This window comes from Pseudoalteromonas sp. N1230-9, from assembly GCF_032716425.1.
Taxonomy (GTDB): domain Bacteria; phylum Pseudomonadota; class Gammaproteobacteria; order Enterobacterales; family Alteromonadaceae; genus Pseudoalteromonas.
The window spans coordinates 260,075-285,238 of the sequence record NZ_CP090419.1; the positions used below are offsets into that span (position 1 = coordinate 260,075).

General features: G+C 39.6%; 24 protein-coding genes, 1 tRNA gene and 1 pseudogene. 13 read left to right on the forward strand and 13 right to left on the reverse strand.

Annotated features, from left to right (window positions below):
• Window positions 1–25: 25 nt before the first annotated feature.
• Window positions 26–1,885 (reverse strand): cation:proton antiporter, encoded by a 1,860-nt coding sequence (locus tag LY624_RS01280; RefSeq protein ID WP_341803687.1) that lies wholly within the window; start codon window positions 1,883–1,885, stop codon window positions 26–28.
• A gap of 914 nt (window positions 1,886–2,799) precedes the next feature.
• Here LY624_RS01280 and proB point away from each other — a divergent pair.
• Together proB and LY624_RS01290 are read left to right on the forward strand one after the other, a co-directional pair.
• Complete coding sequence (proB, locus tag LY624_RS01285; protein ID WP_130151535.1) at window positions 2,800–3,906, forward strand: glutamate 5-kinase; 1,107 nt, start codon at window positions 2,800–2,802, stop codon at window positions 3,904–3,906.
• A complete protein-coding gene (locus LY624_RS01290) occupies window positions 3,903–5,150 on the forward strand; it encodes a glutamate-5-semialdehyde dehydrogenase (protein ID WP_237119841.1) in 1,248 nt (415 codons plus the stop codon). The genes proB and LY624_RS01290 overlap by 4 nt, the downstream gene beginning before the upstream one ends.
• A gap of 145 nt (window positions 5,151–5,295) precedes the next feature.
• Here LY624_RS01290 and LY624_RS01295 read toward each other — a convergent pair.
• A tRNA-Ala gene (locus LY624_RS01295) sits at window positions 5,296–5,371 on the reverse strand.
• Between the two features lie 166 nt (window positions 5,372–5,537).
• On the opposite strand from LY624_RS01295, the gene LY624_RS01300 reads away from it, so the two are divergent.
• Window positions 5,538–5,924, forward strand: coding sequence for a hypothetical protein (locus LY624_RS01300; RefSeq protein ID WP_130151537.1), 387 nt, complete (start codon window positions 5,538–5,540; stop codon window positions 5,922–5,924).
• Window positions 5,925–6,425: a prolyl-tRNA synthetase associated domain-containing protein gene (locus tag LY624_RS01305; protein WP_130151538.1), complete on the forward strand. Its 501-nt coding sequence runs from the start codon at window positions 5,925–5,927 to the stop codon at window positions 6,423–6,425.
• Here the strand turns inward: LY624_RS01305 and LY624_RS01310 are convergent.
• Complete coding sequence (locus tag LY624_RS01310) at window positions 6,392–7,528, reverse strand: MFS transporter (protein ID WP_341803688.1); 1,137 nt, start codon at window positions 7,526–7,528, stop codon at window positions 6,392–6,394. The two genes, LY624_RS01305 and LY624_RS01310, sit on opposite strands and share 34 nt — an antisense overlap.
• 233 nt (window positions 7,529–7,761) lie before the next feature.
• Between LY624_RS01310 and LY624_RS01315 the strand changes: the two genes are divergently transcribed.
• From LY624_RS01315 to LY624_RS01330, 4 genes are all read left to right on the forward strand, one after another.
• Complete coding sequence (locus LY624_RS01315; RefSeq protein WP_062567186.1) at window positions 7,762–8,301, forward strand: DUF2058 domain-containing protein; 540 nt, start codon at window positions 7,762–7,764, stop codon at window positions 8,299–8,301.
• A gap of 126 nt (window positions 8,302–8,427) precedes the next feature.
• A complete protein-coding gene (locus LY624_RS01320) occupies window positions 8,428–8,751 on the forward strand; it encodes a c-type cytochrome (protein WP_237119839.1) in 324 nt (107 codons plus the stop codon).
• Between the two features lie 130 nt (window positions 8,752–8,881).
• On the forward strand, window positions 8,882–9,649 hold the full coding sequence (locus LY624_RS01325) for a class II aldolase/adducin family protein (RefSeq protein ID WP_341803689.1): 768 nt from the start codon (window positions 8,882–8,884) through the stop codon (window positions 9,647–9,649).
• Between the two features lie 10 nt (window positions 9,650–9,659).
• A complete protein-coding gene (locus tag LY624_RS01330; protein ID WP_062567189.1) occupies window positions 9,660–10,835 on the forward strand; it encodes a mandelate racemase/muconate lactonizing enzyme family protein in 1,176 nt (391 codons plus the stop codon).
• Between the two features lie 33 nt (window positions 10,836–10,868).
• On the opposite strand, the gene LY624_RS01335 is transcribed toward LY624_RS01330, so the two are convergent.
• From LY624_RS01335 to LY624_RS01345, 3 genes are read right to left on the reverse strand one after another with little or no spacing between them, the layout of a single operon-like run.
• A complete protein-coding gene (locus tag LY624_RS01335; protein ID WP_341803690.1) occupies window positions 10,869–11,564 on the reverse strand; it encodes a hypothetical protein in 696 nt (231 codons plus the stop codon).
• 27 nt (window positions 11,565–11,591) lie between these two features.
• Window positions 11,592–12,626, reverse strand: a complete 1,035-nt coding sequence (locus LY624_RS01340) for a hypothetical protein (RefSeq protein WP_237119837.1) — start codon at window positions 12,624–12,626, stop codon at window positions 11,592–11,594.
• Window positions 12,627–12,681: 55 nt separating this feature from the next.
• A complete protein-coding gene (locus tag LY624_RS01345) occupies window positions 12,682–13,317 on the reverse strand; it encodes a hypothetical protein (RefSeq protein WP_130151545.1) in 636 nt (211 codons plus the stop codon).
• A 214-nt stretch (window positions 13,318–13,531) separates the two neighbouring features.
• On the opposite strand from LY624_RS01345, the gene LY624_RS01350 reads away from it, so the two are divergent.
• Entirely contained in the window at window positions 13,532–13,924 is a 393-nt protein-coding gene (locus tag LY624_RS01350; protein WP_237119836.1) for a hypothetical protein, read from the forward strand.
• 23 nt (window positions 13,925–13,947) lie between these two features.
• Window positions 13,948–14,280 (forward strand): hypothetical protein, encoded by a 333-nt coding sequence (locus LY624_RS01355; RefSeq protein ID WP_237119835.1) that lies wholly within the window; start codon window positions 13,948–13,950, stop codon window positions 14,278–14,280.
• A 46-nt stretch (window positions 14,281–14,326) separates the two neighbouring features.
• On the opposite strand, the gene LY624_RS01360 is transcribed toward LY624_RS01355, so the two are convergent.
• Entirely contained in the window at window positions 14,327–15,289 is a 963-nt protein-coding gene (locus tag LY624_RS01360) for an FHA domain-containing protein (RefSeq protein WP_130151548.1), read from the reverse strand.
• 168 nt (window positions 15,290–15,457) lie between these two features.
• Between LY624_RS01360 and LY624_RS01365 the strand changes: the two genes are divergently transcribed.
• On the forward strand, window positions 15,458–17,956 hold the full coding sequence (locus LY624_RS01365; RefSeq protein WP_445936717.1) for a protein kinase domain-containing protein: 2,499 nt from the start codon (window positions 15,458–15,460) through the stop codon (window positions 17,954–17,956).
• Window positions 17,957–17,972: 16 nt separating this feature from the next.
• Here the strand turns inward: LY624_RS01365 and LY624_RS01370 are convergent, their stop codons facing one another.
• The 3 genes from LY624_RS01370 to LY624_RS01380 all read right to left on the reverse strand — a co-directional run bounded on the left by LY624_RS01370 (window position 17,973) and on the right by LY624_RS01380 (window position 19,263).
• On the reverse strand, window positions 17,973–18,455 hold the full coding sequence (locus tag LY624_RS01370) for a hypothetical protein (RefSeq protein WP_062567194.1): 483 nt from the start codon (window positions 18,453–18,455) through the stop codon (window positions 17,973–17,975).
• A 70-nt stretch (window positions 18,456–18,525) separates the two neighbouring features.
• Window positions 18,526–18,888 (reverse strand): hypothetical protein, encoded by a 363-nt coding sequence (locus LY624_RS01375; RefSeq protein ID WP_130151550.1) that lies wholly within the window; start codon window positions 18,886–18,888, stop codon window positions 18,526–18,528.
• 156 nt (window positions 18,889–19,044) lie between these two features.
• A complete protein-coding gene (locus tag LY624_RS01380) occupies window positions 19,045–19,263 on the reverse strand; it encodes a hypothetical protein (protein ID WP_341803692.1) in 219 nt (72 codons plus the stop codon).
• A 106-nt stretch (window positions 19,264–19,369) separates the two neighbouring features.
• On the opposite strand from LY624_RS01380, the pseudogene LY624_RS01385 reads away from it, so the two are divergent.
• Together LY624_RS01385 and LY624_RS01390 are read left to right on the forward strand one after the other, a co-directional pair.
• Window positions 19,370–19,573, forward strand: a pseudogene (locus LY624_RS01385) (enolase C-terminal domain-like protein); the annotation flags it as partial.
• Between the two features lie 366 nt (window positions 19,574–19,939).
• Window positions 19,940–22,960: a TonB-dependent receptor gene (locus LY624_RS01390; protein ID WP_130151552.1), complete on the forward strand. Its 3,021-nt coding sequence runs from the start codon at window positions 19,940–19,942 to the stop codon at window positions 22,958–22,960.
• Between the two features lie 224 nt (window positions 22,961–23,184).
• Here the strand turns inward: LY624_RS01390 and LY624_RS01395 are convergent, their stop codons facing one another.
• The 3 genes from LY624_RS01395 to LY624_RS01405 are packed head-to-tail and all read right to left on the reverse strand — an operon-like array spanning window position 23,185 to window position 25,156.
• Window positions 23,185–23,547, reverse strand: coding sequence for a hypothetical protein (locus LY624_RS01395; protein WP_341803693.1), 363 nt, complete (start codon window positions 23,545–23,547; stop codon window positions 23,185–23,187).
• Window positions 23,548–23,591: 44 nt separating this feature from the next.
• Window positions 23,592–24,434, reverse strand: a complete 843-nt coding sequence (locus LY624_RS01400) for an amidohydrolase family protein (protein WP_341803694.1) — start codon at window positions 24,432–24,434, stop codon at window positions 23,592–23,594.
• Window positions 24,431–25,156: an SDR family NAD(P)-dependent oxidoreductase gene (locus LY624_RS01405; RefSeq protein WP_237119831.1), complete on the reverse strand. Its 726-nt coding sequence runs from the start codon at window positions 25,154–25,156 to the stop codon at window positions 24,431–24,433. Before LY624_RS01405 ends, LY624_RS01400 begins: the two co-directional genes overlap by 4 nt.
• Between the last annotated feature and the right edge of the window lie 8 nt (window positions 25,157–25,164).

Consider the following 25,164-nt stretch of genomic DNA (forward strand, 5'->3'; position numbering starts at 1 on the left):
AAGGCCAGCATATGCTGGCCTATTATTATTTATCTTCTTTTTTATCTTTATTTTTGCTCTGGCTAGGGTCTTTAAGCACCGATAACTTGGGTGGTTGTAAAGCAACGATGCGCTCACCTACTTGCGGTGTTTTCTCCATATTTGTAGTAAATGGTCTAATACGAACAGGAGAGTCGTCATCATCATCTTTTTCACCGTTTAAAATAAATAACGGAATAGCTTCACTATTAACTTCTTTATATTGCTCCCAGCTAAACTCATCTGAAATGCGTGTAGCACTCACTTTACCGCCTTTGGCAATTAGACTGCTTAAACGTGCATATGCGCCATTGTCACCAAATAGAATCTGGCGAGACAAAAATGTTGCGCTATCTTTGTTTGCTTTAGCGTGGTTAGTTGAAGAGCGAAGAGAAAATACATCCTTTTCATCTAGCAAATGCGAGAAATACTGCACACCCAATGCATTATGGTGACGGTTTGGTGAAAGTGCTAAAACACTACGAATGGTTGTTAAGGGTAAATAACGTTCGGCATGTTCAGACTGTGGATTACCATAGTAACAGGGCAGGCCATCCATACGTGCCATTTTACAGTTCTCCCATGCTGGATCAGAAAGATGCACAGGAATATTCTGTTCTTTCAGTCCACATGCTATGGCACGTGCAACATGGTTTGCACCAATAATTAAAATAGTATTTGGTGCAGGTTGACGCACTTTTAATAGTTTAGCCAGTGGTGTAGCTGTCAGGCTTTGCAGTACTACAGTGACGATGATTACCGTGAAAATCAGCGGCACGATTTTCTCTGCGTCCGCGATACCTGCTTCAACCATGCTCAGTGCAAACACTGAGCCCACAGCGGCTGCGACGATACCTCTTGGTGCTATCCATGAAAGAACAAGGCGAGACTTTAATGGCAGGTCTGAGCCGATAGTTGAAATAGCGATACATGCAGGGCGCGCGATAAATAGCACGATAGCTAAGAAAATAAACACATCACTGTGTAACATCATTAAGTCTGAAAGCTGTAAACGTGCGGCAAGTAATATAAATAACGATGAGATTAAGATCATCGATAAGTCTTCTTTAAACTCAAGCACGGAGTCTATTTCTAAGTCATCTTGATTGGCTAGCCAAATGCCAAATACAGTTACAGCCAATAATCCCGATTCATGGCTGAGGTGATTTGATACGGTAAAGCTAATCAATACCAATGCCAAAATACCAAATTTATGTAACTCAAAAGGTAACCATTCACGGCGAATCAGTAAGGTTGTTAACCAACCTGCGACTACACCAATCGTTAAGCCAACCCCTAAGGTTTTAAACAAAGCAATAATTGTATGGCTTAATACTTCCCCTTGCCCAACAAGCATAACGGCTTCAAAGACAAGGACTGCGAATAGGGCTCCTATGGGGTCAATGACAATGCCTTCCCACCTGAGGATGCGGTCGATATCTTGGTTAGGGCGCATTGAATTAAGTAAAGGTGCGATAACTGTGGGTCCTGTAACAACAAGCACAGCCCCTAGTACTGCGGCGACTCGCCAATTAAGTTCTAAGATCCAATATGCGCTTAAACTAATAATAATACAGGTGGTTATCATGCCGATGGAGCAGAGATTTCGGACAACTTTTCCTATGCCTTTAAGTTCTTTAAAGTGCAATGTCAGCGAGCCTTCAAAGAGAATGACTGCAACACTCAACGAGACCACGGGGAACAACAAGTCACCCAGAAGGGCGTCGGGTTCAAGAACGCCACTGAAAGGTCCGAGTAATAAACCCGTTAGAAGTAAAAATAAAATAGCCGGTACACGAAACGCCCACGCTACCCACTGTGCTATTACAGAACACAAGGCGATCCCTGCTATATAAATTGCTGACATAGAATGAATTATCCTTTTAGCTTAAGCACCAACATCATAGATAATTGCTATTGATGACGATAAATTGTCGCTGACTTACAAATAAAATTGCTTACCTATTAAAGCTTACTCACCGCCATAGACACAAGAAAACTTATTACTCTAACTACGATTTTAGTCGTTATTAATACTTTTTGGGCTGTTATTGAAAACAAAACTGCCATAAGGTGATGAAAAATTATTAATAATAAAGTGTATGCATTTAACTATTTGTTAAGTATGAACTATTTTCTATATTTATGGTAAGTATAAAATTAGTGATTAATATTTGCCCTTGATCTTTCACCTCTTTATACCGTATTATATTTCGTGTTCAAACAATTTGATATCTAAATGATTAACTTTACTTTTCATTAGTAATTAGAGTGTAGGCTCTAAGAAATCAGTTGTTTGCTTTATATATCGTGTTTTATACACTTTGTTTTCTAATTAAATAGAAATGAGCTGACGATTGTTCAGTGCGTATTTATTACGAGTTGAATACAATAAAAGTTCATTATCTTATCAATGTTTAGCTCCCATCGTGGCGGCTAAATCTCGGTCATACAATCTACACCCTATCTGTCGGTGTACCAGATTGTATAGGCTCTATGTATGTTGTTATTAATAAAAGCCGCACACAGCTTTTTACAGCGATACATAAACAACACTTATCTTTTTTTATCAACTTATGGTTTATAACCGTTTGGTCTACTGACTGAATAAAAGTTGTGCTATATCTAAACGCAGTCCATGCGCGGACTAGTTGCGTGTGCAGATAAGTGTCTGTGACAAAGTGAGAATACTCAGCACGTTTAGTTTTTCTAAACGTGAGTCTTTTAATCAGCGGCTTTGATGACGCTGAACAGATAGTAAAATGGAAAAGTTGAACAGTTATGCAAAAGTTTAAATGGCGACGTATTGTACTTAAAGTTGGTAGCGCATTGATCGCACCGGAACAAGATGGGTGTCGTTCACGTTATTTATTGACCATTGCGCAGTTCATCGTTCGCTGTCGAGCACGAGGTATCGAAGTGATTTTAGTATCATCTGGTTCGGTGGCAGCAGGTTCGCACTTATTTCCTGAGCAAGAAACTCGCTCGGTAACGATGAAAAAGGCAATGGCAGCTGCCGGTCAAACAGAAATGATGGCTATGTGGGATCGTTTTTTCGACTTCCCTTCTGCGCAAATATTATTAACACACGGTGATTTACGAGACCGTGAGCGTTATACCAGCATTCGTGAAACGGTGTTCACTTTACTCGAACACGGTGTGCTGCCTATCATTAATGAAAATGATACGGTCACTACGGATGATTTAAAAGTAGGTGATAATGATAATTTATCAGCGATGGTTGCAGCGGCAGCAGACGCAGATGCTCTGATGATTTTTTCAGATGTTGATGGTCTTTATGACAAAAACCCGAACTTGCATGATGATGCTCTATTATTACCTGAAATAGAAAGTATCGATGAGTCAATCTATGCAATGGCAGGATGTGCAACCAGTGCAGTTGGTACAGGCGGTATGAAAACCAAGATTGAAGCGGCAGAGAAGGCGACATCGCACGGAATTACAACCTTTATTTTAAATGGTTTCAAAGAAGAAACCTTTAATCGCCTGCTTGAAGGTGACAACCCTGGCACTATTTTTATGCCTTATGAAAAACCAATGCAAGAAGCGGTGCATTGGATGACACACACTGCGAATGAGCAGGGAGAAGTTGTCGTTGAAGGCTCGTTTGATGAGTCTGACAGTCATGAGGATGGGTGTATTCGCAGTGATGAAATTGTTGCGGTGCACGGAGAATTTGGCGTAGGCGATACTATTTTAGTTCGTAGTGACGATGGTACACGTCTAGCAAAAGCAACAGCGAATTACAGTAGCTGTTTATTGAATTTTATTGCTGACAACGAGCAAAGTGAATTTAGCGAAAAAATGCAAGATTCAATCGGCCCCGTTGTTTCAGAGAAAGATATCGCATTATTGGAGAAGTCATGAGTTTAATTACGGATATTTCGAGTCAAGCTGCAAAAGCTGCAACCCAGTTAGCTTTGCTTGATACAGCCACTAAAAATCAAGTTTTAACTGAGATGGCACAGGCGTTACGTGAAAGCAAAGCCTTTATCATCAAAGAGAACGAAAGCGATTTAGCGGCAGCACGTGATAACAACCTTGCAGCATCAATGATTGACCGTTTAACGCTTAACGACGAGCGTATTGAAGCAATGGCTGAAGGCATCGAAGTAATTGTTAGCCTTGATGATCCTGTGGGTCAATTACGTGAAATCTCAGAGCGTCCAAATGGTATTAAGATTAGCAAGATGCGCGTACCACTTGGTGTTGTATGTATGATTTATGAAGCACGTCCAAATGTGACGGCTGATGCAGGTGCCCTATGCTTTAAATCTGGTAATGGTGTTATTTTACGTGGTGGTAAAGAAGCACTACGTAGCTCGCAAGCCATTGCGAGTGTGATGCATAAAGTACTTGAAAAGCATGGCTTGCCTGCTGCATTGATTTCAGTGATCCCAGACCCTGATCGTGGCTTATTAATGGAACTTATGCAGCAGCGTGACACAATTGATTTAATCATCCCACGAGGTGGCGAAGGTCTAATTAACTTTGTAACTGAAAACAGTACCATTCCTGTTATTCAACACTTCAAAGGTGTGTGTCACCTTTATGTTGATAAAGAGGCTGATCTGAATGTAGCCATTAACTTGCTGTTAAATGGTAAAACTCAGCGTACTGGTGTGTGTAACGCATTAGAAGGCCTAGTTGTACATCAAGATATTGCTGATGAGTTTTTAAACCTGTGTGCTGTTGTGCTTCGTCAAGAAGGCGTGAAAGTAAATGCAGATGCAAAAGCGGCTGAATATTTTGACAACGCGACAGTGCTTGCTGATGATGAGTTTGGCGAAGAGTACTTAGACTTAGAAATCGCCATTAAGGTTGTGCCAGATTTTGCTGGAGCGATTGATCATATTGCTCAATTTGGTTCAAACCACACAGAAGTCATTTGTACTAAGGACCAAGCAGCAGCAGAGTTATTCCAGCGCAGTGTTGATGCGTCTGTTGTGATGGTTAATGCGTCATCGCGTTTTTCTGATGGTTCACAGTTAGGCTTAGGTGCTGAGATTGGTATTGCGACCACTAAGCTACATGCTTACGGTCCTATGGGGCTAGAGTCGCTTACAACTGAAAAATACTTAGTGAATGGCGAAGGTCAAATTCGTGAATAATCGCTAAAAAGTAACTACTTCTAAAAGCCGGGCTTTGCTCGGTTTTTTTATGTCTGATATAAAACGAAGACAATAATAAGACTGATTAAATAGATGATGCTTTTAGTTGGTAACTCGGCAGATTGCCTAAAGAAGAGTAGGAAAGTGGTGGAGCTAAGCAGGATCGAACTGCTGACCTCCTGCGTGCAAGGCAGGCGCTCTCCCAGCTGAGCTATAGCCCCACATTCCTAAAATACAGGATGCTTAAGTCTTGCGTCTCAAGCGGGGTGAACTTTAATTATTTTTGTTTATTTGGTCAAGTGTTTTTTAAAAAATCATCGAATTTTTACCTAAGTCTTTTATTTTTGATAGACTAATGAGCATATACTGTTCAAGGCTTATCCAATAATGAAAAAAATAGCATGGCTTTTGGTTATTCTACTAACGGCTTGCGCCAGTCAAGACGACGCGCCTCCTTTCGAAATTAATAACAAACAGTTTTACGGCAAAAATGATGAACAAGGTAGCAAAATTTTTGCATACGTCGTCTCTGTGAAAGCACAAGGCAGGAAGCCACTAAACCTTGATAAGCCATTAACGCGAAGACAGTTTAAAGATTTTGCCGAGCAAGAGTATTTTGAAGAATCGAGCAGTTTAAAACTGATGCTTGAAGATCAAGCCGTTGAATTATTAAACCAAGAACTTAAGGCGCGAGAGTATTGCAACGATGAGCATATTATTGATGATGTGCTTTGGCGTGACTTAAGTGTACAACTACGAGGACGTTGTTTGTAAATGTATGCAGATAAAACCAAGCTTGCCGCTGCATTAGCTCAGTTAGATATTAACTATGATGTGATTGAGCACCCACCATTACATGGCAGTTTAGATGCCGACAAGTTCATGGTTAATAGACCTGGCACGCGATTAAAGAATTTATTTTTGCGTGATAATGAAGGAAAACGCCATTTTTTAGTGATCACAGCGCATGACAAACAATTAGATTTAAAAGCAATAGCACAAATGCAGGGGCTTTCTCGTTTGGGTTTTGCATCTGATGAGCGATTAGCGCGTTACTTAAAAGTGCCACCTGGTTGTGTGTCCATGTTGGCACTGTTAAACGATAAACAAAATAATGTCACACTGTGGCTCGATCAAGAAGTGTGGTTTAACGAACTATTTCATTGCCATCCGTTTGAAAATACCGCGACATGGCTAATGAAAAAAGATGATTTAGAATTATTTTTCGAAAGCACTGGGCATCAAGCCCGTATTGTTTTCTTACCAGCTAAATAAACTAAGCTGAGGCCGACTAAACATACCAACAGCAATACCGCCATAAATGCAACTTGGCCGTGATGTTGGTATACCAGCCCCGGCAGCAAAGAGCCTAAAGCACCGCCGCTGTAATAAAAAGAGACATATCCACCATTCGTTACACTGGCAGGTGCGCTGCTGATTTTATTTACTAAAGGCGCAGCACTTGAGTGGATCACAAACATTGCGCCACAAAAGCCAGTAAAAGCAATCACAAAAAGTAATAACTGTTGGCTCATCAATAGCACCATCGTCAGGCTATAAAATACAAATACCCAAGTTAGTAAGCGCCAAGGTGTTGATGATTTACGTAATAGCCAAGGTGTCGCTATAGATGCTAGTGCACCAAGCAAATAACCGCTATAAACAAGGCCAATATCTCGAGTATTCGTGATAGCGAAACTGTCTTGCAGGATAAATGGTAGGTAGTTTAGTAATGCTGCAAAGCAAAAAAACATACAAAACACCGCTCCGTAGAGCTTTAATACCAGCGGATCTTTTAATTGTTTTAGATACAATAGCGGCGATTTAGCTGCATGAATGCTCGCACCTTTGCTTGCTTTGGGAATGGCGATTGCAAATATGATTAATCCTAACGCAATCACATAATAAAAACTTTGCCAGCTTAAAAAGTCAGTAAATAAAGCGGCAAGCATACGACCAAAGTAACCACCGACAATCGTGCTGCCAATATAGAGCGTCATATTACGCTGTAGCTCATCGGCCTGATAAGTTACACCAATGTAGCTTGTCATGGCGGTGAGTGCTGCAGGTAGAGTAAGCCCTTGAATAAAGCGTATTAATAGCAATAGCTTAAAGCTTGGTGCGTAGGTGAACGCAACGCAGCTTACAGCTAACACAAACATGGCAATCTTTAAAATTGTTAAGGGGTTTCGTTTAGCTAAAAACAAGCCATACACTAAAGGTGCAATGGCTAACGGCAGCATAGTCGCAGTCATTAAACTGCCAGCAGTGGCAGGTGATACAGAAAAATGCCTGGCAAATAATCCGAGTAAGGGTTGTGGGGCGTATAAAACAAAGAAAATAAATACAGAGCAAAGTAACAAATGTCGCAGCTGCATTTTTAGCTCCCTAAAGATAAAGCATAAGCTTATCGGGTATGGTTTTTTTTACAAGTTAAAAGGCGATTAAGATAATAAATATTGCGTTAAATCAAGGTGTCATGATTTCATCGCGTGTTAATCTCAAGGCGTTAAAGTAGATATCATGGAATCAAGTTGAGTCAATACTGTTATTTGTTTGCATAGCTGATTAAAATAGCCTTAATTAGGCATTTTATTATTGGAATTTCGTTATGGGTTCATTACAAGATCAATTACTTAAGGCGGGGCTTACTACTTCGCATAAAGCTAAGGTAGCTAAAACTGAAAAGCGCAAACAGCAAAAGAAAAAAAAGAAAGGCGCCACCAGTAACCCCAGCGATTTACAAAAGCACATTGAGCAAACTAAACTCGAACAGCAAAAAAAAGCAGATGAGTTAAATAAAGCGCGTTTAGAAGAGCAGAAGCAGCGTGAACAAGTTGCACGCGTTAAGCAAATTTTAGAGCACCACAACCAAGATGAGATCCGTGGTGATCGCACTTTCAATTTTACGTACCAAAACAAAGTGAAAGAGTTGGACGTAAATGAAAAAACACAAAAAGCCCTTGCGGGTGGTCGCCTCGCGATTTGTGTTTTAGAAGGTCAGTTTTTTGTACTGGAAGATGAACCAGCACGAAAAGTCGCTGAAGTCAGCGAAGAATATATAGTGTTCCATGTTGAACCAGAAGATAAGCAAAAGGATGAAGATGATCCTTATGCTGATTTCGAAGTACCTGATGATTTAATCTGGTAAATACAGTTACTGTATAGGGTGTTTAAGTTGCGGTAACAATAATGTGTTTTTTTCGGGTGCAATATTCCTAAATCATGGTCTACACTAAAGAAAATGTTTTCTAACCCGTCACAAAGAGAAGATACAATGAGCAAGATAACTAAAATACTATGTGGGGCAAGCTTAGCAATGGCTGCTAGCTTTTCGTTTAACTCAATGGCAGCTGATGGTGCCACACTTTACACAGCAAAACTTTGCCAAACTTGCCATGGTGCTGAAGGTAAAGCACCAATTATGGCGCAATACCCTAAATTAAATGGCCAAAATAAAGAATATTTACTTGCACAAATGAAAGACATTAAGTCTGGTGCGCGTAGTAATGGTATGGCTGCAGCAATGAAAGCAATGGTTGCAAATGTATCTGAAGAAGAAATGTCAGCAATCGCAGACTACTTATCGCAAGTAAAATAATCTTCGTTTGTTATTTTTAAAGGCCACATCAATTGATGTGGCCTTTTTGTATCAGCTATTGATTATCATTAAATAGTTATTTAGACTTCTATACATCTATTTGTGCAGTGTCACATATACAAGGTTTTCCATGTTTGACTTACCAAAACTCGATTTAAAAAATAAAGTATCTGAACAAGAATGGCAGTTACGTGTCGATTTAGCGGCATGTTACCGCTTGATGGAACACTTTCGTTGGGGTGATCTAATTTACACTCACCTTTCGGCACGTTTACCAGGTACAGATCATTACTTAGTCAATGCCTTTGGTTTAAGTTTTGATGAAGTGACAGCATCCAACCTAGTTAAGGTTGATTTAGCCGGTAATATTCTTGATGACACGCCGTTTAAGATTAACCCTGCAGGTTTCACAATTCATAGTGCTATTCACGAAGTACGTGATGATGCTCACTGCGTTATTCATCTACACACAAAAGAAACCATTGCTGTGGCAACCCAAGAGAAAGGTCTGTTGCCACTAAGCCAGTATTCAATGTTTTCATTACCTTCATTGTCTTATCATGGCTACGAAGGCTTAGCGGTAAACAGTGACGAGAAAAAGCGTTTGCAAGATGATTTAGGCACCACCAATCACATGCTATTGGTTAACCACGGCGGCTTAACTGTTGGCCCAACAGTCGGTGATGCGTTTATGCGCTTTTATGATTTGCAGCGTGCCTGTGAAATTCAATTGGCGATTCAAGCCAGTGGTCAAACGGCAATCCCTGTACCACAACCTATTATCGATAATATTTATAATCAAGCGAATGTCGTGCACAGCGGCAGCACCGGTGGGCAGCTAGCTTGGCCGGCAATGCTGCGTAAAGCTTATCGTCTTGATCCTAGTTTTGCTCAGTAAGGAGTAACCAATGAAAGTTAATCGCGTCGAAGTGTTCGATATTCATTGTCCAGACAGACCTGCTTGGACACCTGTTTTTGTGCGTATTCACACCGATGAAGGTATTAGCGGTGTGGGTGAAGCGGGTCTGGCTTATGATTTAGGTCATAGCGCAGCTGCGGCAATGATTAAAGAAATGGCTGATGCCTTTTTAATTGGTCATGACCCATTTCAAACAGAAAAACTATGGTCACGAATGCTACGCGAAAGCTTTTGGGGTTTAGGTGGCGGGCCTGTTGTGTATGCAGCAATGAGTGCCATTGATACCGCACTTTGGGATATTAAGGGTAAAGCGCTAGGTTTACCTGTTTACCAGTTACTAGGTGGTAAAGTTAACGATAAGCTTCGTACTTATGCATCGCAACTACAATTTGACTGGGATAGTGAATTCAAAGCACTTGTTCACCCACAGGAATACGCAGAAGCAGCACTAAAAGCCATGGCTGAAGGGTATGATGCGGTAAAAGTTGACCCTATCCAGTACGATAAAAACGGCAATACTTATTACGATCGCACTAACATTATTTCTCGCGCAGAAATGAAGCTATATCGCGCGCGTATGCAAGCTATTCGTGAAGCGGTAGGTGATGAAGTTGACATTATTTTTGAATGTCACAGCTTACCTGGCGCAACATCAGCAATTCAAATTGGTGAAATTGCTGAAGAGTTCGATTGTATGTATTACGAAGAGCCAGTGAACTACTTAAATCATTCATTACATGCAAAAGTTGCTGATAAAGTAGCGGTGCCAATTGCAGGTGGTGAACGTTTGTATAACCGCTGGGGTGTGCGCCCTTACTTAGAAGATCAAAGTATTGATGTATTACAGCCAGACTTAGGCCTGTGTGGTGGTTTTACTGAAACTAAAAAAGTGTGTGATTATGCTGATATCTTTGATGTGCGTATTCAAGCTCACGTGTGTGGCGGCCCAGTAGCAACAGCTGCTTCCTTACACCTAGAAACCGCTATTCCTAACTTTTTAATTCACGAACATCACACCTATGCGATTAAAAAGTGGAACCGTGAGCTATGTATACAAGATCCACAACCTAAAAATGGCTTCTTCCAAGTATCAGAAGAGCCAGGGATCGGTATTGAGCTAAATGATGAAGTTGTTATGCGCTCACAGCGTGTTGAGATAAAGTAAAAGCGTTTAGGTAATGCCCCGTTAAGTGGAGTATTACCTGATAACTTCGAGGCGATTGTTAATGTTTAAGATGGCTTCACATTCGGTCGTATCATTAAATGAAACGAGTACAGCTCTCTCTAGCCATGATTCGGGTTCAATAATTTCTCCCCATTTGACAGAACCAAAAGATAGATAAAACTTAAAAGGTGGCACAGGCCACATAAATGTTAAATTAGGTTGGGCATCAACTAAGAATAACCCTGAGCCCGAAAGCCCTATTCCAATACCTGCGGCTATTTGAGATGATGTAGTTTTTGAGTTAGGTACTTCAGAATCACAGGTGATCGTTATTTGACCATTGTTGCTTTTTTCAAGTGTGCTAAAACAGTAACTTAACTGCTTTTTGTTGTATTGTAATGTCGTACATCCTTTTTCAGGCGGGTTAATGTCAAGGCATTGAGATGCAGCGGCGTTTATTTTAATGTTTCGACTTAATGATGAGAAACTAGGTTCCCTAACATCGCAAACAACACCTGGTTGTAAATGGCTTCCAGGTTGTGACCAAATAACATTGAAGATATCGCTCCATGAAAATCTTACCATTGTATTTGGTTCTGCATATTTAACCATCCATGCCAGTGTATAGAACGAACTATTCTGAGCTTGTTCTTCAGGCAACGTCATAAAGACACAAAAACTCGTTGCATTGCTGGAGTTATTTTTAACTTTTAAAGTATAGTTAGTCATTGCTCTGGCACACCTTCCTAAAAGATATTAAGCCCACTTAATTGTAAATAATTCTGCAATATTGATTGGACGTGTTTCAAGGTCACCCTCTGTCGTGATCTGAGTTTGAGTGCTCGCTGTAGGATTAACACCATAGGCTGGGGCTCCTTTTTCAGGATTAAGCATATTTACAGGCTTAAAAGTAATGGTATGTTGATGCTCTTTAAATATGTCGGGCTCTGTTGTACCCACTAGATCCCCCGTATTATTCGAATCACCTGACATTTTACGTTGTTTGGCATTTTTATCTCTACCTGCTGAGTTATCCCAAGCACGGCTGAAATATCCTCTAAAATCAGGTAATAAAGAGAACTCTCCTTGCTTGCCAAAGCGATAGTTTATGACCGAGTTTAGCCGTGTTTGATCACTGTTCAATGCAATTGGTATAGCACATAAAGGTAGTTCTTCCGCTGGTGCTTGTTCTGTTGCTACGTATTGTTTTCGCTCACCAATGACACCTGTAACAATGCAAGGCAGGCTAGCTAAAGCTATATAGCCCTTGTTTGCGAATATTTTTTTTACAGAAATAACGACAGACGGGGAAGAGCAAGAAAGTTCAACAAAAACAGTTTTCGCATCCATTGCAATATCTAATTCGGTAGATATATTGAGCTCTTGACTGTTTTGGACTGTATATGTTCTTTGGACATATGTAATACCGTCTGACAAGCAAAAATGAAGCTCGCCTTTTCCTTTAACATTTAACTGTGCCACACAGCTAATGTGTTCAGAACATAGGGTTTCTTTCCATCTTGGAAACTCGTGAATATTTTGTCGAAAGCGCATTGTGGCGTTTTCTTCTGTACTGGTAACGATTCGACAGCCGTTATTTTCTGAGCTAATTTGTGAACCACTGCCTGGATCACTGTATACCCAGCCATCGGGGTGGTTATACTTAATAGGTTGGGTATTTGTTTGATTACTAAAATAACGAAAATCGTGGTTATACACTAAATTTCTTTGTTGCATTGCAAATAATAAACTATCTATATCATAAGTATGTTGATTATCTAGAACAGCCATATCTGATTCCCTCCAATTAATGTGTGCGCCATCAAGCAGCGCACACAAATTAGCGTTAATTTAGTACTAAAACATTTTGGCTATTTAAGGTTGCGCTCTGCGTTAAAATTCCTTGATATGGAATTTCGAGGGCTCTGCCGCTGTTCATGATTGTTTGCGTATCTAAAATTTCGCCAGTTTTGAAGTTACCAGCAATAAGGTAATATTTAGGCTTGGGTGTCCATGTTAAATTCATATTTGGTTGCGTACTGACTAAAAAAGTACCCGCACCACTCATAGCAATACCGATCCCCGCAGCAGCTGATGGCGTGGTGTTTGAATTAGGTACTGTCTCGTCACAATTTGTAAAAATACTACCACTATTGCCTTTAACAGGAGAGCTCATGTTAAAGGCATCATTAACATTGTCGTAGCCTAAACTGACTGTATTCGCACCATCTAAATCAACTCGTTTTGATTGTGATGTTTTACAGATAACGCCAGGGCGAAGCTCTTGACCTGGTCTTGACCAAATTGCACTGTAGTCAATTTCCCAAGCAAATTCGGCAGTTGTTCCTTGATATGCGTACTTGCTAAACCAAGCTAATGTGAATACATTACCGCCAACATCTAATGATGGCTTTTCTTGGAAAATTGCAAATCGTGTTGGGTTAGTTGAGTCGTTTTTAACTGATAATTTATAAATAGACATCCTCGTTTCCTTTTAGTTGTGTTACATCGTGTAAGTAGGTGTGTACTTGGTATGTCAACCAAGTCACCAAAAGGTAGGTCTTCTATTTAGAGATTGTTATTACGAAGTATTACCAGCACTGTGTAATACTTTGTTATGGATTATTTCTCCCTAGTATCTAGATTGAGAAAGGAAGAGTGACTTCCTATCAATTTAGATTACAAAGGAGACAGTAATGAAATTAATTAATTCGGTTATCTATTGCAGCTTTATCAGCTGCCTATTTATTTCTGCGACTCAGGCGGCTGCAGACCCAAAATGTGATGTAACAGCACAATCTTTTGCTCATATTGAATTAAGGCATTGCACTGCAGGTGTACAAGCCAGTCAATTTTTACCTCAGTATTGTGCAACAATTAAAGATGCACAAAAATTTTGCGAACAAGTGCAAAATGCAACGAATAAATCACGAACGGTACAGCCTGATGGTCGTATTAGGTATGATGCTAACTTGGGGATAGTCGTTGGTACTCAGCAAGAGAAGTGCGCTCGCTTGATAATTAGACCAGATGGACAGGTCGTGACTCAGTTCCCTGAACTAAATGGTGCACCAGGAAACTGTTCTTAATGTTAATTTTGGAATAGATAATTATGAGAAAGGTCGTTCTATCATCTACAACATTAAATCTCGATGAGCCTGAATTTCAATGTTCTTTGACAGATGAACTTTGGCATGATGGTTATGAGTATGTAATGATGTTAGATGATGCTCCTATACTACAGCGATTTTGGAAGCATCAATATGGCCTAGAGGCTGAAAATCCGATACGAGTAAGTATGCTTAATCAGCTTACAGAAGAGCTTGATAAGTGTATTGCATGTTATCCTATGAATAAGTCGCTTGTGGCATTTAGCCTTGAATTTAAATCATTGATAAATAAAGCTGTAAGTTACAATTGTTCGCTACAAATAATAGCTCAGTAATCGACCAATGAATGGCTGTAGCTCAGCTCGTTGCCACAGCCATTTCTTAATTTTTAGGCTCTGTTGATTCACAATTCGGCCCCTTTACAATTGTAAAACACTTCCCTGCAAAACGAACTTTACCTCGTTTACGTTCAATCAAAACATCAGCAGAGAGTGTATTATTGAAAGATTCCATAAATTGTTTTCGCGCACGGTGGATCTGAATATTGACATGGCATTCATTAATACCAAGATCGCGTGCTAATTTCTTAACTGGTACCCAGCCCTGTACATCTTTCTCAAATTTATTTTCAATATCGGCCAGTTTATTGCGAGCCAGCAGCACGGTGAGATAGTGATGAGAGCGAACATCTAGGTCAAGTAATGTGTTGTGTTGTCTTATTTTGAGTTCAGTTTGCTCTTCATCTAGGCTCAAGTTGAATATAAATTGAAGGTCATTAATAGGTGTTGGGCTTAAATTCAGAGTATTTTCTTGCGATGTCATTTCAGCTTGAAAAAACTGCCACAGCTGCTCTCCTATTGTTATTTGATGACCATCTTCTAAAGTAACTAATTGGTGAGTTTCAGTATTTTCATAGCACCAAGAGAGCCTATCAGGATCGTAAAAAATAACGGCTGTTGGGTGTTGGCTATCAGGTAAAAAATGATAACGTTCGAGCAAAATACAATGTGTGTTTGTGCCATTGATAGGTAGTAAAAGATCTCTGGGCGGATCGATAGAAGTTAATTGGTAATCTAAGTTATTTATTTCTGAAAAGCTTAGACGATCATTTAAGGCTAATGGGGAGTTGATTTGTTTATCAAGCCGTTTCCCGTTTAGCCAAATACCATTTTTGCTTAGATCACGAATATACCAGTGTGGCTCGACCCATTCTATTACAGCATGAATACGTGTCACTTCTGGGTAGTTTAATAATGTGTCAACAGAGTGGGCTAGCCGACCAAAGCGATGAAAGTCGCGCAGATAAAAGCTCACATCTGAGTTTAAACTAGCCAGTATAGCCATATAACTCTCTTTTAGTCCTTGAATAGAAATATAACTCTATCATAGTGTGTACATTAATTTTGCATTTAATTAACATTGAATACTAAACTAATTATTTATATGTGATGGATCGAGTAGTTTGTGTTAGAGGATTACTATAAAAATATACAAGTCTTGGCGCAAGGAGGCATGAGTACGATATACCTTGCAACGGATCGAGAGCTGAATAGACAAGTCGTACTCAAAGTCATGAAGTTAGCTGAAGACAATACTGAGCGAGCCATCAGTGAAGCAAAATTAATAGCGAGTTTTAATCACCCAAATATAGTGCAGCTTTATAAAATCATTCATCGAGACCAACAAGTTTTATTAGAAATGGAGTATGTTAAAGGGACTACGTTAGCTCATATAATGAAAGAGCAGAGGCTTACACTGACTGAAAAGCTAGAAATACTCATTCATATTAGTGATGGTTTAGCTGCAATTCATGATAAAGGTATATTACATCTCGATTTGAAACCGGCTAATGTGCTAGTTAGTAATGAAGACACAGTGAAAATAACTGATTTCGGTATCTCAAAAATCAAAGGAGTAGAAGCAACCGATATAACCAATGATTATGGCAGTTTAAACGCCATGTCGCCTGAGCAATTGAATAGTCAAACTATCGATTTTCGTAGTGATTTGTTTTCATTAGGGTTAATCGCTTATCAATTATTAACGGGCTATCATGCTTATTCAAAACAAGCCTCAAGCAGTACAGCGCAAGATTTAGCAAAACAAATCAAATCATTCCCTTGTTGCGCAAATTATGAACCGATCAAAGAGCTATCTGCTGATTTAGTGCCTTTACTAAAACAGTTATTAGCATTTAAAGTGGACAAACGTCCTGAAAGCGCTCGTGCCGTCGCATCTCAGTTTAGAGACGTTTTAGCCTCGCTTAGTTTCGACAACTTGACCGTAGATGTTACAAGTTACAAAAATCATAACAACCTAAGCAAAAATTTTTTCAATAAAAGATTATCTCTTGTTGTGATTCTTTTTCTGTTATTAAGCGGTGGCAGTTGGTTCTGGTATTCATCTAAACCAATAGAAAGAATAGCTTTATTACCCGTAGAATTTATAGCAAATAGCCAAGTTACGGATGCACAAAAACGTTTACTCAGTCTTGGCGTCAAGGATGCAATAACCGAATATGTACTTGCTGATCGGAAGCTTGCTTTAATTGCGAGCAGGGAAGTTAAACAAACACAATTAATACTTGGTAAAGAAGCTGGCCTGAATGATTTAGCTGCTGCGCTTGGAGCTACTAAACTATTAATACCTTTATTAGACTGCAACCTTTTATCGTGTGATTTCACACTAAACGAACTAGATCAAAACGCCACAATGATAGGCACAACACGAAGTGCAACAGATAAAGAAAACTATCTAAATATTTATAACTCAACTCTATCTTCGATACAAAGCTTGCTTACTCCAAGCAGCTTGTCGAATAGGGAGCTGTTATTGTCAGATGAGTTTATCAGGCAATATGTGTCATTAGTTGCTCTGACTGCTAATGATTTAGGTAGCAGTCAAAAGCAACGCGCCATGGCTGAGTCTTTGTTGTTGCAACAGCCTGATTTTAAGCCTTTATACCCTTTATATCGAAAAATAGTGTTACGCCTTTATAAATCGTCAAAAAATGTAGAGCTCATAACAAACTTACAATTTCAACTTGAACGATCGCCCACTTCATACCGTGAAAGTCCTGCTTATTTAGTTGATCTACTTGAAATATACCAGCATACGGGAGAGCACATTAAAGCTGAAAAAATTATTAGCAGGATTCAAAGCTCATCATTAGAGGAATACCAAAGAGAAATTATTTTGGCTATTTATTTTAAGCGTACAGGTCGCCTAGAAGAGTCTTTAAAGCACGCGAAGATGGCATATAAAATTAGACCCACTTTATTGGCAACCAGAAACCTTGCAATCGCGTACCTCACCTTGGGGAAACGTGCTGACGCATTAAAATATTTAAAGGAAGTATTAAGTTATAACTCTGATGATGTTGTAACGCTCAAAACAGTCGCGGATGTATCTTTGTTATCAGGCGACTTGACGGCGGCAGAGGATAATTATCAAAAACTGATAGATTCGGGACAGCAAAGTGCCTCTATTTATAGTAATTACTCAATTGTTCTTTCTTTACAAGGTGAGCTTGTAAAAGCATTAAACCTGGCTGAAAAAGCCATGATGTTAGATACCAAAACAACCACCTTACAACTTAATTATGCTGATTTACTTTATTTGCAAGGCCGCTTTACAGAGGCCGAAAGCTTATATTTAAAAATTAGCGAGCAGCTTGGTTCTTCGCCGAAAAATGTTGCAGACCAGCTTGAAAAAGCGCAAGTGTTGATTCACCTAAATAGGAATCAACAAGCGATGAATCAGGTTGAACAGCTGTTAGCTGCTCAACCCAATTTGGCTGAGGCATATTTTATCAAAGCAATGCTGCAAAGCTTATTGAATGAAAAATACTCAGCACTCGCATCGGTAGAGCAAAGTATAAATTTGGGATGGAGTCCAGTTTTTTACCGTCTACCTTGGTTTAAGGGGTTATGTTCTGAAAGTAAGCTAATGGGCTTAATAGGTAAAGAGCATTATTACTTTTTATGTTCTGTAAAAAATAACGCAGAGTAACCTCTGCGCTGGAGTTTTAAAGGGTTGGCTCCATATCTTCAATTATAACCCGTGGATCTTGTGAAAAATAACGCATAAGAGAGTTAGCGTCAGTGCTCTTTTTCGCAATTAATCGAAAATTAATTTCATAATTTGCACCTTGATCTAACTTGCCAGATACCGCTTTTTTTGGATTATCAGCTAATTGTTTACTCAATTCCGTTGATAAAGCGTGATGCGGTAAAATACTGGATATTGTGACAATTAATGATTTTCCATCGTTGGCAACAATACTATTGAGTTGGTAATTAAAGTTGTCTTTAGCATCTGAGAAATAGCTACCGTTTTCGGCAAAAGCCCACTCTGATTTGTTTGCAAGTTCGAAATAGAGATTCAAACTACCACCTGCAATAAGATCTTTGTAATTTACTTTAATTTCTTCTGCACTTGCTCCAGACTGAGAAGTGAGCTCCCATTGGCCATGGTCATTGGGAATAACAAAAAAGCTGAGATCATTCATGATATAAAGTCCTGTTTTGAAATTGAGGAGCTGCTTATTTATTTGACAAGCAGCTATTACTATAGGCTATCTAACAAGAACCCCAAATCGTGCCAGTCCATAACGGAGTGTTATTTGCGTATACCGTAGCTTTAATACCATTAAAGGGTGGAACACCTATGCGGAAACCACACGTTTGCATACATACTTTAACCGATGTACCGCTTGGAATGGGTAAACTAACTGAAAAGCAAATATTGCCGACCACTGGAAAGTTTACGCAAATTTTGCCATTTTCATAGCTTGCACCAACACATGCTGAAATCTGTGCGGCTAAAGTTGATGGATGAAACTCAAGAGGCTGATTAGATGCCGCTTCGTTTGTTGCTAGACTAACTGAATGATCTTGGGTTAGATCCGGCACTAGGCTATTGTTTTTATCACTGTCACACATGGTAAAATTCTCCTTGCTTAATTTTAAAGGTGGCAATAAGCAAATGAAATTCTGAAAAGTTAATTAGCTTATTGCCTGTTTGTGTAAGGAAAAGAATAGATAGATCTGTTTTAGGTTGTTATTACAGATTATTACATGGCTAGTTTTTTATTAAAATCAATCAATTTCTCTACATTTTACCTGTGGTAGTAGCTCGGTAGCTTTACTATCTAAATGCCGGATAAAACATTGCTTATTTTTGATCAGCAGCTCAAAGCTGTCCGGTGTGTTATTAAACCCTTTATCTTGTGATTCATGTCCTTTCATATTACCTATTACCAACACGCTATTGTTTAAAAAAGCATCTTTATCGAGGATGATTGGCTTACTGTGCATTAGTCGGGAGATTCTTTATGGCTGATTGTCAAAGTCTGCTTCAATATGTACGAGCGCTTCTAGCTCAAATGAACAGGTTGATTCCAGTTGCTATACAGTTATAGGTGCTTCATTGCACTTAGAGACCGCGACCCCAAACTTCTTAATTCACGAGCATCACACCTATGCGATTAAAAAGTGGAACCGTGAGCTATGTATACAAGATCCACAACCTAAAAATGGTTTCTTCCAAGTATCAGAAGAGCTAGGGATCGGTATTGAGCTAAATCATGAAGTTGTTATGCGCTCTCAACGTGTTGAGATTAAGTAAATTTGGCTAACAATAATAAGCCTGTGAGGCTTTTTTATTGCCAAAAAAGAAATTCAAGAGCCGTAATGATGAATTTTATTTAATATATTTTAAGTGTTTTTTAACATGTTTTGGTTGTTTTTATTGTTAAAAAGTTAACTTTTTAATTTTATCATTTTATCTTAAAACATGAAATTGCACTGTTCTTAAAGAGATTTTATCTACATAAGTGTTTCTTTTGTTTACTTTATTGGTACTAAATTAACTTAAAGTACAAAAAATTCATAATGTATACCCTTTTTTATTTACATTTTGCTTTCTATTTTATAATGTTGTTGAACCTTTTTTAAAAGGTAAATAACAACAAGTTTAACAGGGAAAAACAAAATGAAATCTTTATTTCGAAAAAGCATAGCAGCGGTTGCTGTTTCTGCTTCACTCGGTTTAGCTCTTCCTGCGTCTGCATCAGATGTTATTGGTGCAGTACAAAACGTAGAAAATACCTCTTCTTATACAGTTAAAGTTAAAAACCCAGCAACAGGTCTGGAACGTACTTTAAATATTTCAGAAAGTGGAACGTTCCGTTTTGCATCATTACCTTCGGGTAACTACGACATCCAAGTTCTAAAAGATGGTAATGTGGTTGCAGAAGATAAAGTACGTGTATCTTTAGGTGCAAACTCTCGTGCAAACTTTGACTTGAGCAGTGTTGCTAACTCAGGTCCTGAAGTTATCCAAGTTGTTGGAGCACGAATCTCATCAATTGATTTATCAACAGCTGACTCTGGTTTAGTTGTTACTGATGCTGAGATTGATCGCATGCCGATTAGCCGTGATTTAACTTCAGTTGCATTACTAGCACCTGGCGCAGTGAAAGGTGATGGTGCATTTGGTAACACCGCGTCATTTGGTGGTTCATCAGTTGCAGAGAATGCATGTTATATTAATGGATTAGAAGTAACCAATACACGTCAAGGTCTTGGTTGTGGTGAAGTTCCTTTTGAATTTTATGACCAATTCCAAGTAAAAACAGGTGGTTACTCAGCTAAATTTGGTCGTGCGACCGGTGGTACAATTAATACGACAACAAAAAGTGGTACCAATGAGTGGGAATTTTCAGCTGTAGTTCAATATCAACCAGATTCACTTCAAGAAGAAGGCTCTATTTCACGTGGTAACCAAGGTGCAGGCCAAATCTTTAGAGATGAAAGTTTAGCGTCAGATAGCAAAACTGATGTGACTTTAGCTGTTGGTGGCCCGTTAATTGAAGATACATTATTCTTTTATGGTTTAATAAACCCTCGTGATACAGAGTCTACTTATACATGGGGTGGTGATGAATTTTCTCCAAATGATCAATATCGTAAGGAGTCAGCATCTGGCGGTGATAACCTATTCTGGGGCGGTAAACTAGATTGGGATATTACGGATAACCATCGTTTGAGCTATTTTGCATACTCAAACCGTCGTGATATTGAACGCTCAGTTTACGGTTACAGCGATGGTGTAGTTGGTGACCGTATTGATGGTGCTATTTTAAAACGCGGTGGTGAAGCACAAAGCCTAAGTTATACAGGTATCTTAACAGATGACCTAGTAGTGACAGCCATGGCAGGTAAGATTGAAACCGAATATGAAACTCAATCTGAAAACCTTGATTGCCCAAGTGTAACTGACTCACGTGGTACTTCAAACCCGATTACTGGCTGTGGTGCAGGCGGTAGTTTTGGTGCAAATAATGATGAAAACACACAATATCGTTTAGATGTTGAATATGTGTGGGAAAATCATGAATTTAGTTTCGGTATCGATTACCAAGAGCGTAAGTCAGAAAGAATTAGTCAGCCTATTGGCGGTCACAGCTATGACTATCGTACTCTAGCTGCGAATGGTAGCTGGCAAGCAGATAATGGTGCGCTTACCAATGATACTGGTGCTGCGCTTGATTATGTAGAAGATCGTATCTTTGATGGTGGTGGTAGCTTTGAGTCTGAGCTAACAGCATATTATATTGAAGATCACTGGCAGGTGACTGATGATTTTGCAGTGAAAGTGGGTTTCCGTATCGATGAGTTTGATAGCTGGGGTACAACAGGCAAGCTATTAACAAGCTTTAAAACGGATATCGCACCTCGCTTAGGCTTCACTTGGGATCCTACTGCAACGGGTGATACTAAAATTTATGGTACTTATGGTCGTTACTACTTACCAGTTGCGAATAACACGATTTTCCGTGCTGCATCTGGCGTAAGTGATATTACGACAGCTTATACTTACACAGGTGTTGATCCAACAACCGGTGCGCCAACAGGTCTTGCGCCTTTAGCTGATTCTATTGGTAATGGCGGCCTTGCAAACTCACAGCAAGTAAGTGGTGTTCCGGTTATTCCTGAAAAAGACATTTTCCAGGCTAAAGAAGCAGACCCATTCTCTAAAGATGAATATATCCTTGGTGTACAACAAGCTATTAATGAAGAGTATACAGTAGGTGTTAAAGGTATTTATCGTGAAGTTGCAACGGCGCTTGATGATTACTGTGGCCGCTATGCATACCCATACTGCGTCATGATCAATCCGGGCTCTTCATCTAGCTGGTATAGCGATGGCTATTACTGGAATGGTACAGACTGGGGTGACTCAGACTTTAACAATGACGGTGTTCCAGATGAAGGTTCATTAACAACGTATTCTGCTGAAACTATTGGTCTTCCAAAAGCGAACAATGAATATACAGCGGTAGAATTTAGCCTAGATTATCAAGCTGATACTATTCGTTATCAATTTGGTTATACATGGGCACGCAGTGTAGGTAACTTTGAAGGTGCTGTTAAATCAGATATCGGTCAAGCTGATGCTGGTATTACGCAAGACTTCGATTTCCCTGCTGTAATGGATGGTTCACAAGGCTATCAGCCGAATGATCGTCGTCATACATTTAAATTCTTCGGTAGTTGGGAACCTGTTGAAAACCTGACTGTAGGTTGGAATGCAACGTTGCAAAGTGGCCGTCCTCAAAGCTTATTTGGTCAAGGTTATCCATCAAAAGATCCTAACTTAAATGGCGGTTGGGGTGACACATTCTACATCTATACTAATGAGTGTCCTGACACGAATGGTGATGGTGAGTGTCAACAAGAAGAAAAAATCTATGAAAAGCACACTCGTGGTACTGCCGGACGCACACCATGGACGTTTAACCTAGATTTATCTGCAGCATATGACTTCACTGTATCAGACATTGATATGCGTGCGTCTATTAACGTATTTAACGTACTTAATAGCCAGTCAATTACGTCTGCGAATGAGCACTATGAGCAAAATGAGGGTGAAGTTAACTCTTATTATGGTTCAGCTTACTCATGGCAAACACCTCGCTATGTTCGTCTAGGCTTTGAAGCGCGTTTCTAAGCAAATATTTAGTTAATGTGAGAACAGTAAAAAAGCCCGCAAGGGCTTTTTTTATTTTCGGCTCTAAATTACTTCAAAAAGTGGTAATTATCATTGGGGCTTTGTCTGAAAACTTACGAGCACATTTAATCAGGATGTAGGTATTAAATAAGCGTAAGAAACCGCTGTAGTCGGGATTTTATAGCAATAACACCCTCTTTTTCAGAAAGCGTTTTTTACTAAGTTTAGTTTATTGCCTCGCAACTCACACCTGGTAGTAGCTCGGTAGCTTTACTATCTAAATGCCGGATAAAACATTGCTTATTTTTGATCAGCAGCTCAAAGCTGTCAGGTGTGTTATTAAACCCTTTATCTTGTGATTCATGTCCTTTCATATTACCTATTACCAACACGCTATTGTTTAAAAAAGCATCTTTATCGAGGATGATTGGCTTACTGTGCATTAGTCGGGAGATTCCCTGTGCTATGAGCTCACTTTGTGGTTCTGTAAGCTGTGCATGTTGGAGTTTTGGAGTGGGCTGCTGTGTTTGATGACTACAGCTATATAGGGCAAAGGATAAAACAAAACAGCTAAGTTGCAATTTCATAGGGGCTCCTAACGAGCAAGACTTCCTTTATGTATAGTTAGTCTTTAACTAATTTGATAGATATAACGGCTATTTTTGTTGCTGAGTTGTTGCCAAGTGTGATGGGTATCACACAATGAAAAATAGTGCAGCCAACAATTGTTGTAGTCTACGTCAATTTGGCAAACAGGGAAATTACTGGCAAACATAATACGTTGCTCACCAAAGTGATTTAGTAAATTCTTAAGAAGCCATCGATGTGTGTCTTTACTCAATGAGCTAAATTCTAGTCCTGAAAATTTAATAGCAATATTACTGCAGCGGCTGAGTTTAATGATTGCTTCAAGCCATCTTTGCTCATCACTAATAAAGCCTAAATGATTAATCACTACACGTAATGAGGGAAGAGCCTGGCAGTATGTAATGAGCTGTTCGGTTACTACATGGTTTTCAATTTCAAATTGGGCTTCAAACAGTAAGTTTTCGGCTGCTAGATAGGCAAGATTTTCAAGGCTATTTGGTGCACGTAATCGCCTTGCATCATCACCTTCGGTAATATCACGAATACCAACAAGCGTTGGTTGCCTAAGCACAGTTATTGCGTTTATAAACTGGCTATCAGGGGCATCAATCTGACTATAGCTAATCGCTCTATAAGCAATATCTTTTAAATGTGTTGCAAGCCAATTAAGCTCATTCACTGGCGCTTGATTGTCAAAGCCAGCTTCAATATGTACGAGCGCTTCTAGCTCAAATGAACAGGCTGATTGCAGTTGCCCTACAGTAACAGGTGCTTTTATTTGTGTAAGGTTAGGCCACGCAGGGGGGCGTTCGCCTTGTAGCCAAGTGTATTGACCCTCGCTGAGGTTAAAAAAGTGCACATGGGGGTCAATAATTTTGTCGCTCATTGCGTGGTGTACCCACCATCAATGCTTTGTAAGCTGCCAGTAATAAAGCTCGCTTCAGGGCTTATTAAAAAGTTTATCAAAGCAGCTATTTCTTCAGGCTGCCCTAAACGGTTTAAAGGTTGCAATGCAGCTTCTTCGGCAACAATGTCAGCTTTATTAGCGCCGCTTCTTTGGCAGTAAGCATCAATCGCGTTATGAAATAATGGGGTTTCAATAGTGCCTGGGCAAACTGCATTTGCGCGAATATTAAACGCGGCATAATCCAGCGCAGTGGTTTTTGCCATGGAAGCTAGCGCGTGTTTGGTTAGGTTATAAGCAAACGAGTTTGGTTTGCCAATGATTGCCTGATCAGAGGCAACCAATACGATGCTGCCCCCTTGCTGGCTTTTCATGCTAGGTAATACAGCTTGAATTGCAGCATAGGCACCTTTCACATTGAGCGCAAACAGAGCATCAAACGTTGCTTCATCGGTGTTTTCAATGTTGGCACTTAAATGGCGACCTGCGTTTGATATTAATGCATCAACTCGGCCTGTTTCTGCAATTATTTCGTTAATCACAGATTTAACTTGCAGAGCATCACTGACATCACAGTGGCGATAGTTGCCCTCTGATGGCGTGATATCTAAGTTATAAACTGTGTATGCTTCGCGCTCTAAGCGCTCAACAACCGCTTTGCCTATGCCTTTACTGCCACCAGTGACAATTGCAACGTTTGTCATCATTTATC

Bases quoted from the DNA above. Each gene is read 5' to 3' on its own strand.
- LY624_RS01400 (WP_341803694.1), bottom strand. From the start codon at position 24,434: ATGAGCGACAAAATTATTGACCCCCATGTGCACTTTTTTAACCTCAGC.
- LY624_RS01375 (WP_130151550.1), bottom strand. From the start codon at position 18,888: ATGTGTGACAGTGATAAAAACAATAGCCTAGTGCCGGATCTAACCCAA.
- LY624_RS01355 (WP_237119835.1), top strand. From the start codon at position 13,948: ATGAGAAAGGTCGTTCTATCATCTACAACATTAAATCTCGATGAGCCT.
- LY624_RS01370 (WP_062567194.1), bottom strand. From the start codon at position 18,455: ATGAATGATCTCAGCTTTTTTGTTATTCCCAATGACCATGGCCAATGG.
- proB (WP_130151535.1), top strand. From the start codon at position 2,800: ATGCAAAAGTTTAAATGGCGACGTATTGTACTTAAAGTTGGTAGCGCA.
- LY624_RS01290 (WP_237119841.1), top strand. From the start codon at position 3,903: ATGAGTTTAATTACGGATATTTCGAGTCAAGCTGCAAAAGCTGCAACC.
- LY624_RS01350 (WP_237119836.1), top strand. From the start codon at position 13,532: ATGAAATTAATTAATTCGGTTATCTATTGCAGCTTTATCAGCTGCCTA.
- LY624_RS01365 (WP_445936717.1), top strand. From the start codon at position 15,458: ATGAGTACGATATACCTTGCAACGGATCGAGAGCTGAATAGACAAGTC.
- LY624_RS01395 (WP_341803693.1), bottom strand. From the start codon at position 23,547: ATGAAATTGCAACTTAGCTGTTTTGTTTTATCCTTTGCCCTATATAGC.
- LY624_RS01330 (WP_062567189.1), top strand. From the start codon at position 9,660: ATGAAAGTTAATCGCGTCGAAGTGTTCGATATTCATTGTCCAGACAGA.
- LY624_RS01345 (WP_130151545.1), bottom strand. From the start codon at position 13,317: ATGTCTATTTATAAATTATCAGTTAAAAACGACTCAACTAACCCAACA.
- LY624_RS01390 (WP_130151552.1), top strand. From the start codon at position 19,940: ATGAAATCTTTATTTCGAAAAAGCATAGCAGCGGTTGCTGTTTCTGCT.
- LY624_RS01310 (WP_341803688.1), bottom strand. From the start codon at position 7,528: ATGCAGCTGCGACATTTGTTACTTTGCTCTGTATTTATTTTCTTTGTT.
- LY624_RS01305 (WP_130151538.1), top strand. From the start codon at position 5,925: ATGTATGCAGATAAAACCAAGCTTGCCGCTGCATTAGCTCAGTTAGAT.
- LY624_RS01320 (WP_237119839.1), top strand. From the start codon at position 8,428: ATGAGCAAGATAACTAAAATACTATGTGGGGCAAGCTTAGCAATGGCT.
- LY624_RS01340 (WP_237119837.1), bottom strand. From the start codon at position 12,626: ATGGCTGTTCTAGATAATCAACATACTTATGATATAGATAGTTTATTA.
- LY624_RS01300 (WP_130151537.1), top strand. From the start codon at position 5,538: ATGAAAAAAATAGCATGGCTTTTGGTTATTCTACTAACGGCTTGCGCC.
- LY624_RS01325 (WP_341803689.1), top strand. From the start codon at position 8,882: ATGTTTGACTTACCAAAACTCGATTTAAAAAATAAAGTATCTGAACAA.
- LY624_RS01360 (WP_130151548.1), bottom strand. From the start codon at position 15,289: ATGGCTATACTGGCTAGTTTAAACTCAGATGTGAGCTTTTATCTGCGC.
- LY624_RS01380 (WP_341803692.1), bottom strand. From the start codon at position 19,263: ATGCACAGTAAGCCAATCATCCTCGATAAAGATGCTTTTTTAAACAAT.
- LY624_RS01335 (WP_341803690.1), bottom strand. From the start codon at position 11,564: ATGACTAACTATACTTTAAAAGTTAAAAATAACTCCAGCAATGCAACG.
- LY624_RS01280 (WP_341803687.1), bottom strand. From the start codon at position 1,885: ATGTCAGCAATTTATATAGCAGGGATCGCCTTGTGTTCTGTAATAGCA.
- LY624_RS01405 (WP_237119831.1), bottom strand. From the start codon at position 25,156: ATGACAAACGTTGCAATTGTCACTGGTGGCAGTAAAGGCATAGGCAAA.
- LY624_RS01315 (WP_062567186.1), top strand. From the start codon at position 7,762: ATGGGTTCATTACAAGATCAATTACTTAAGGCGGGGCTTACTACTTCG.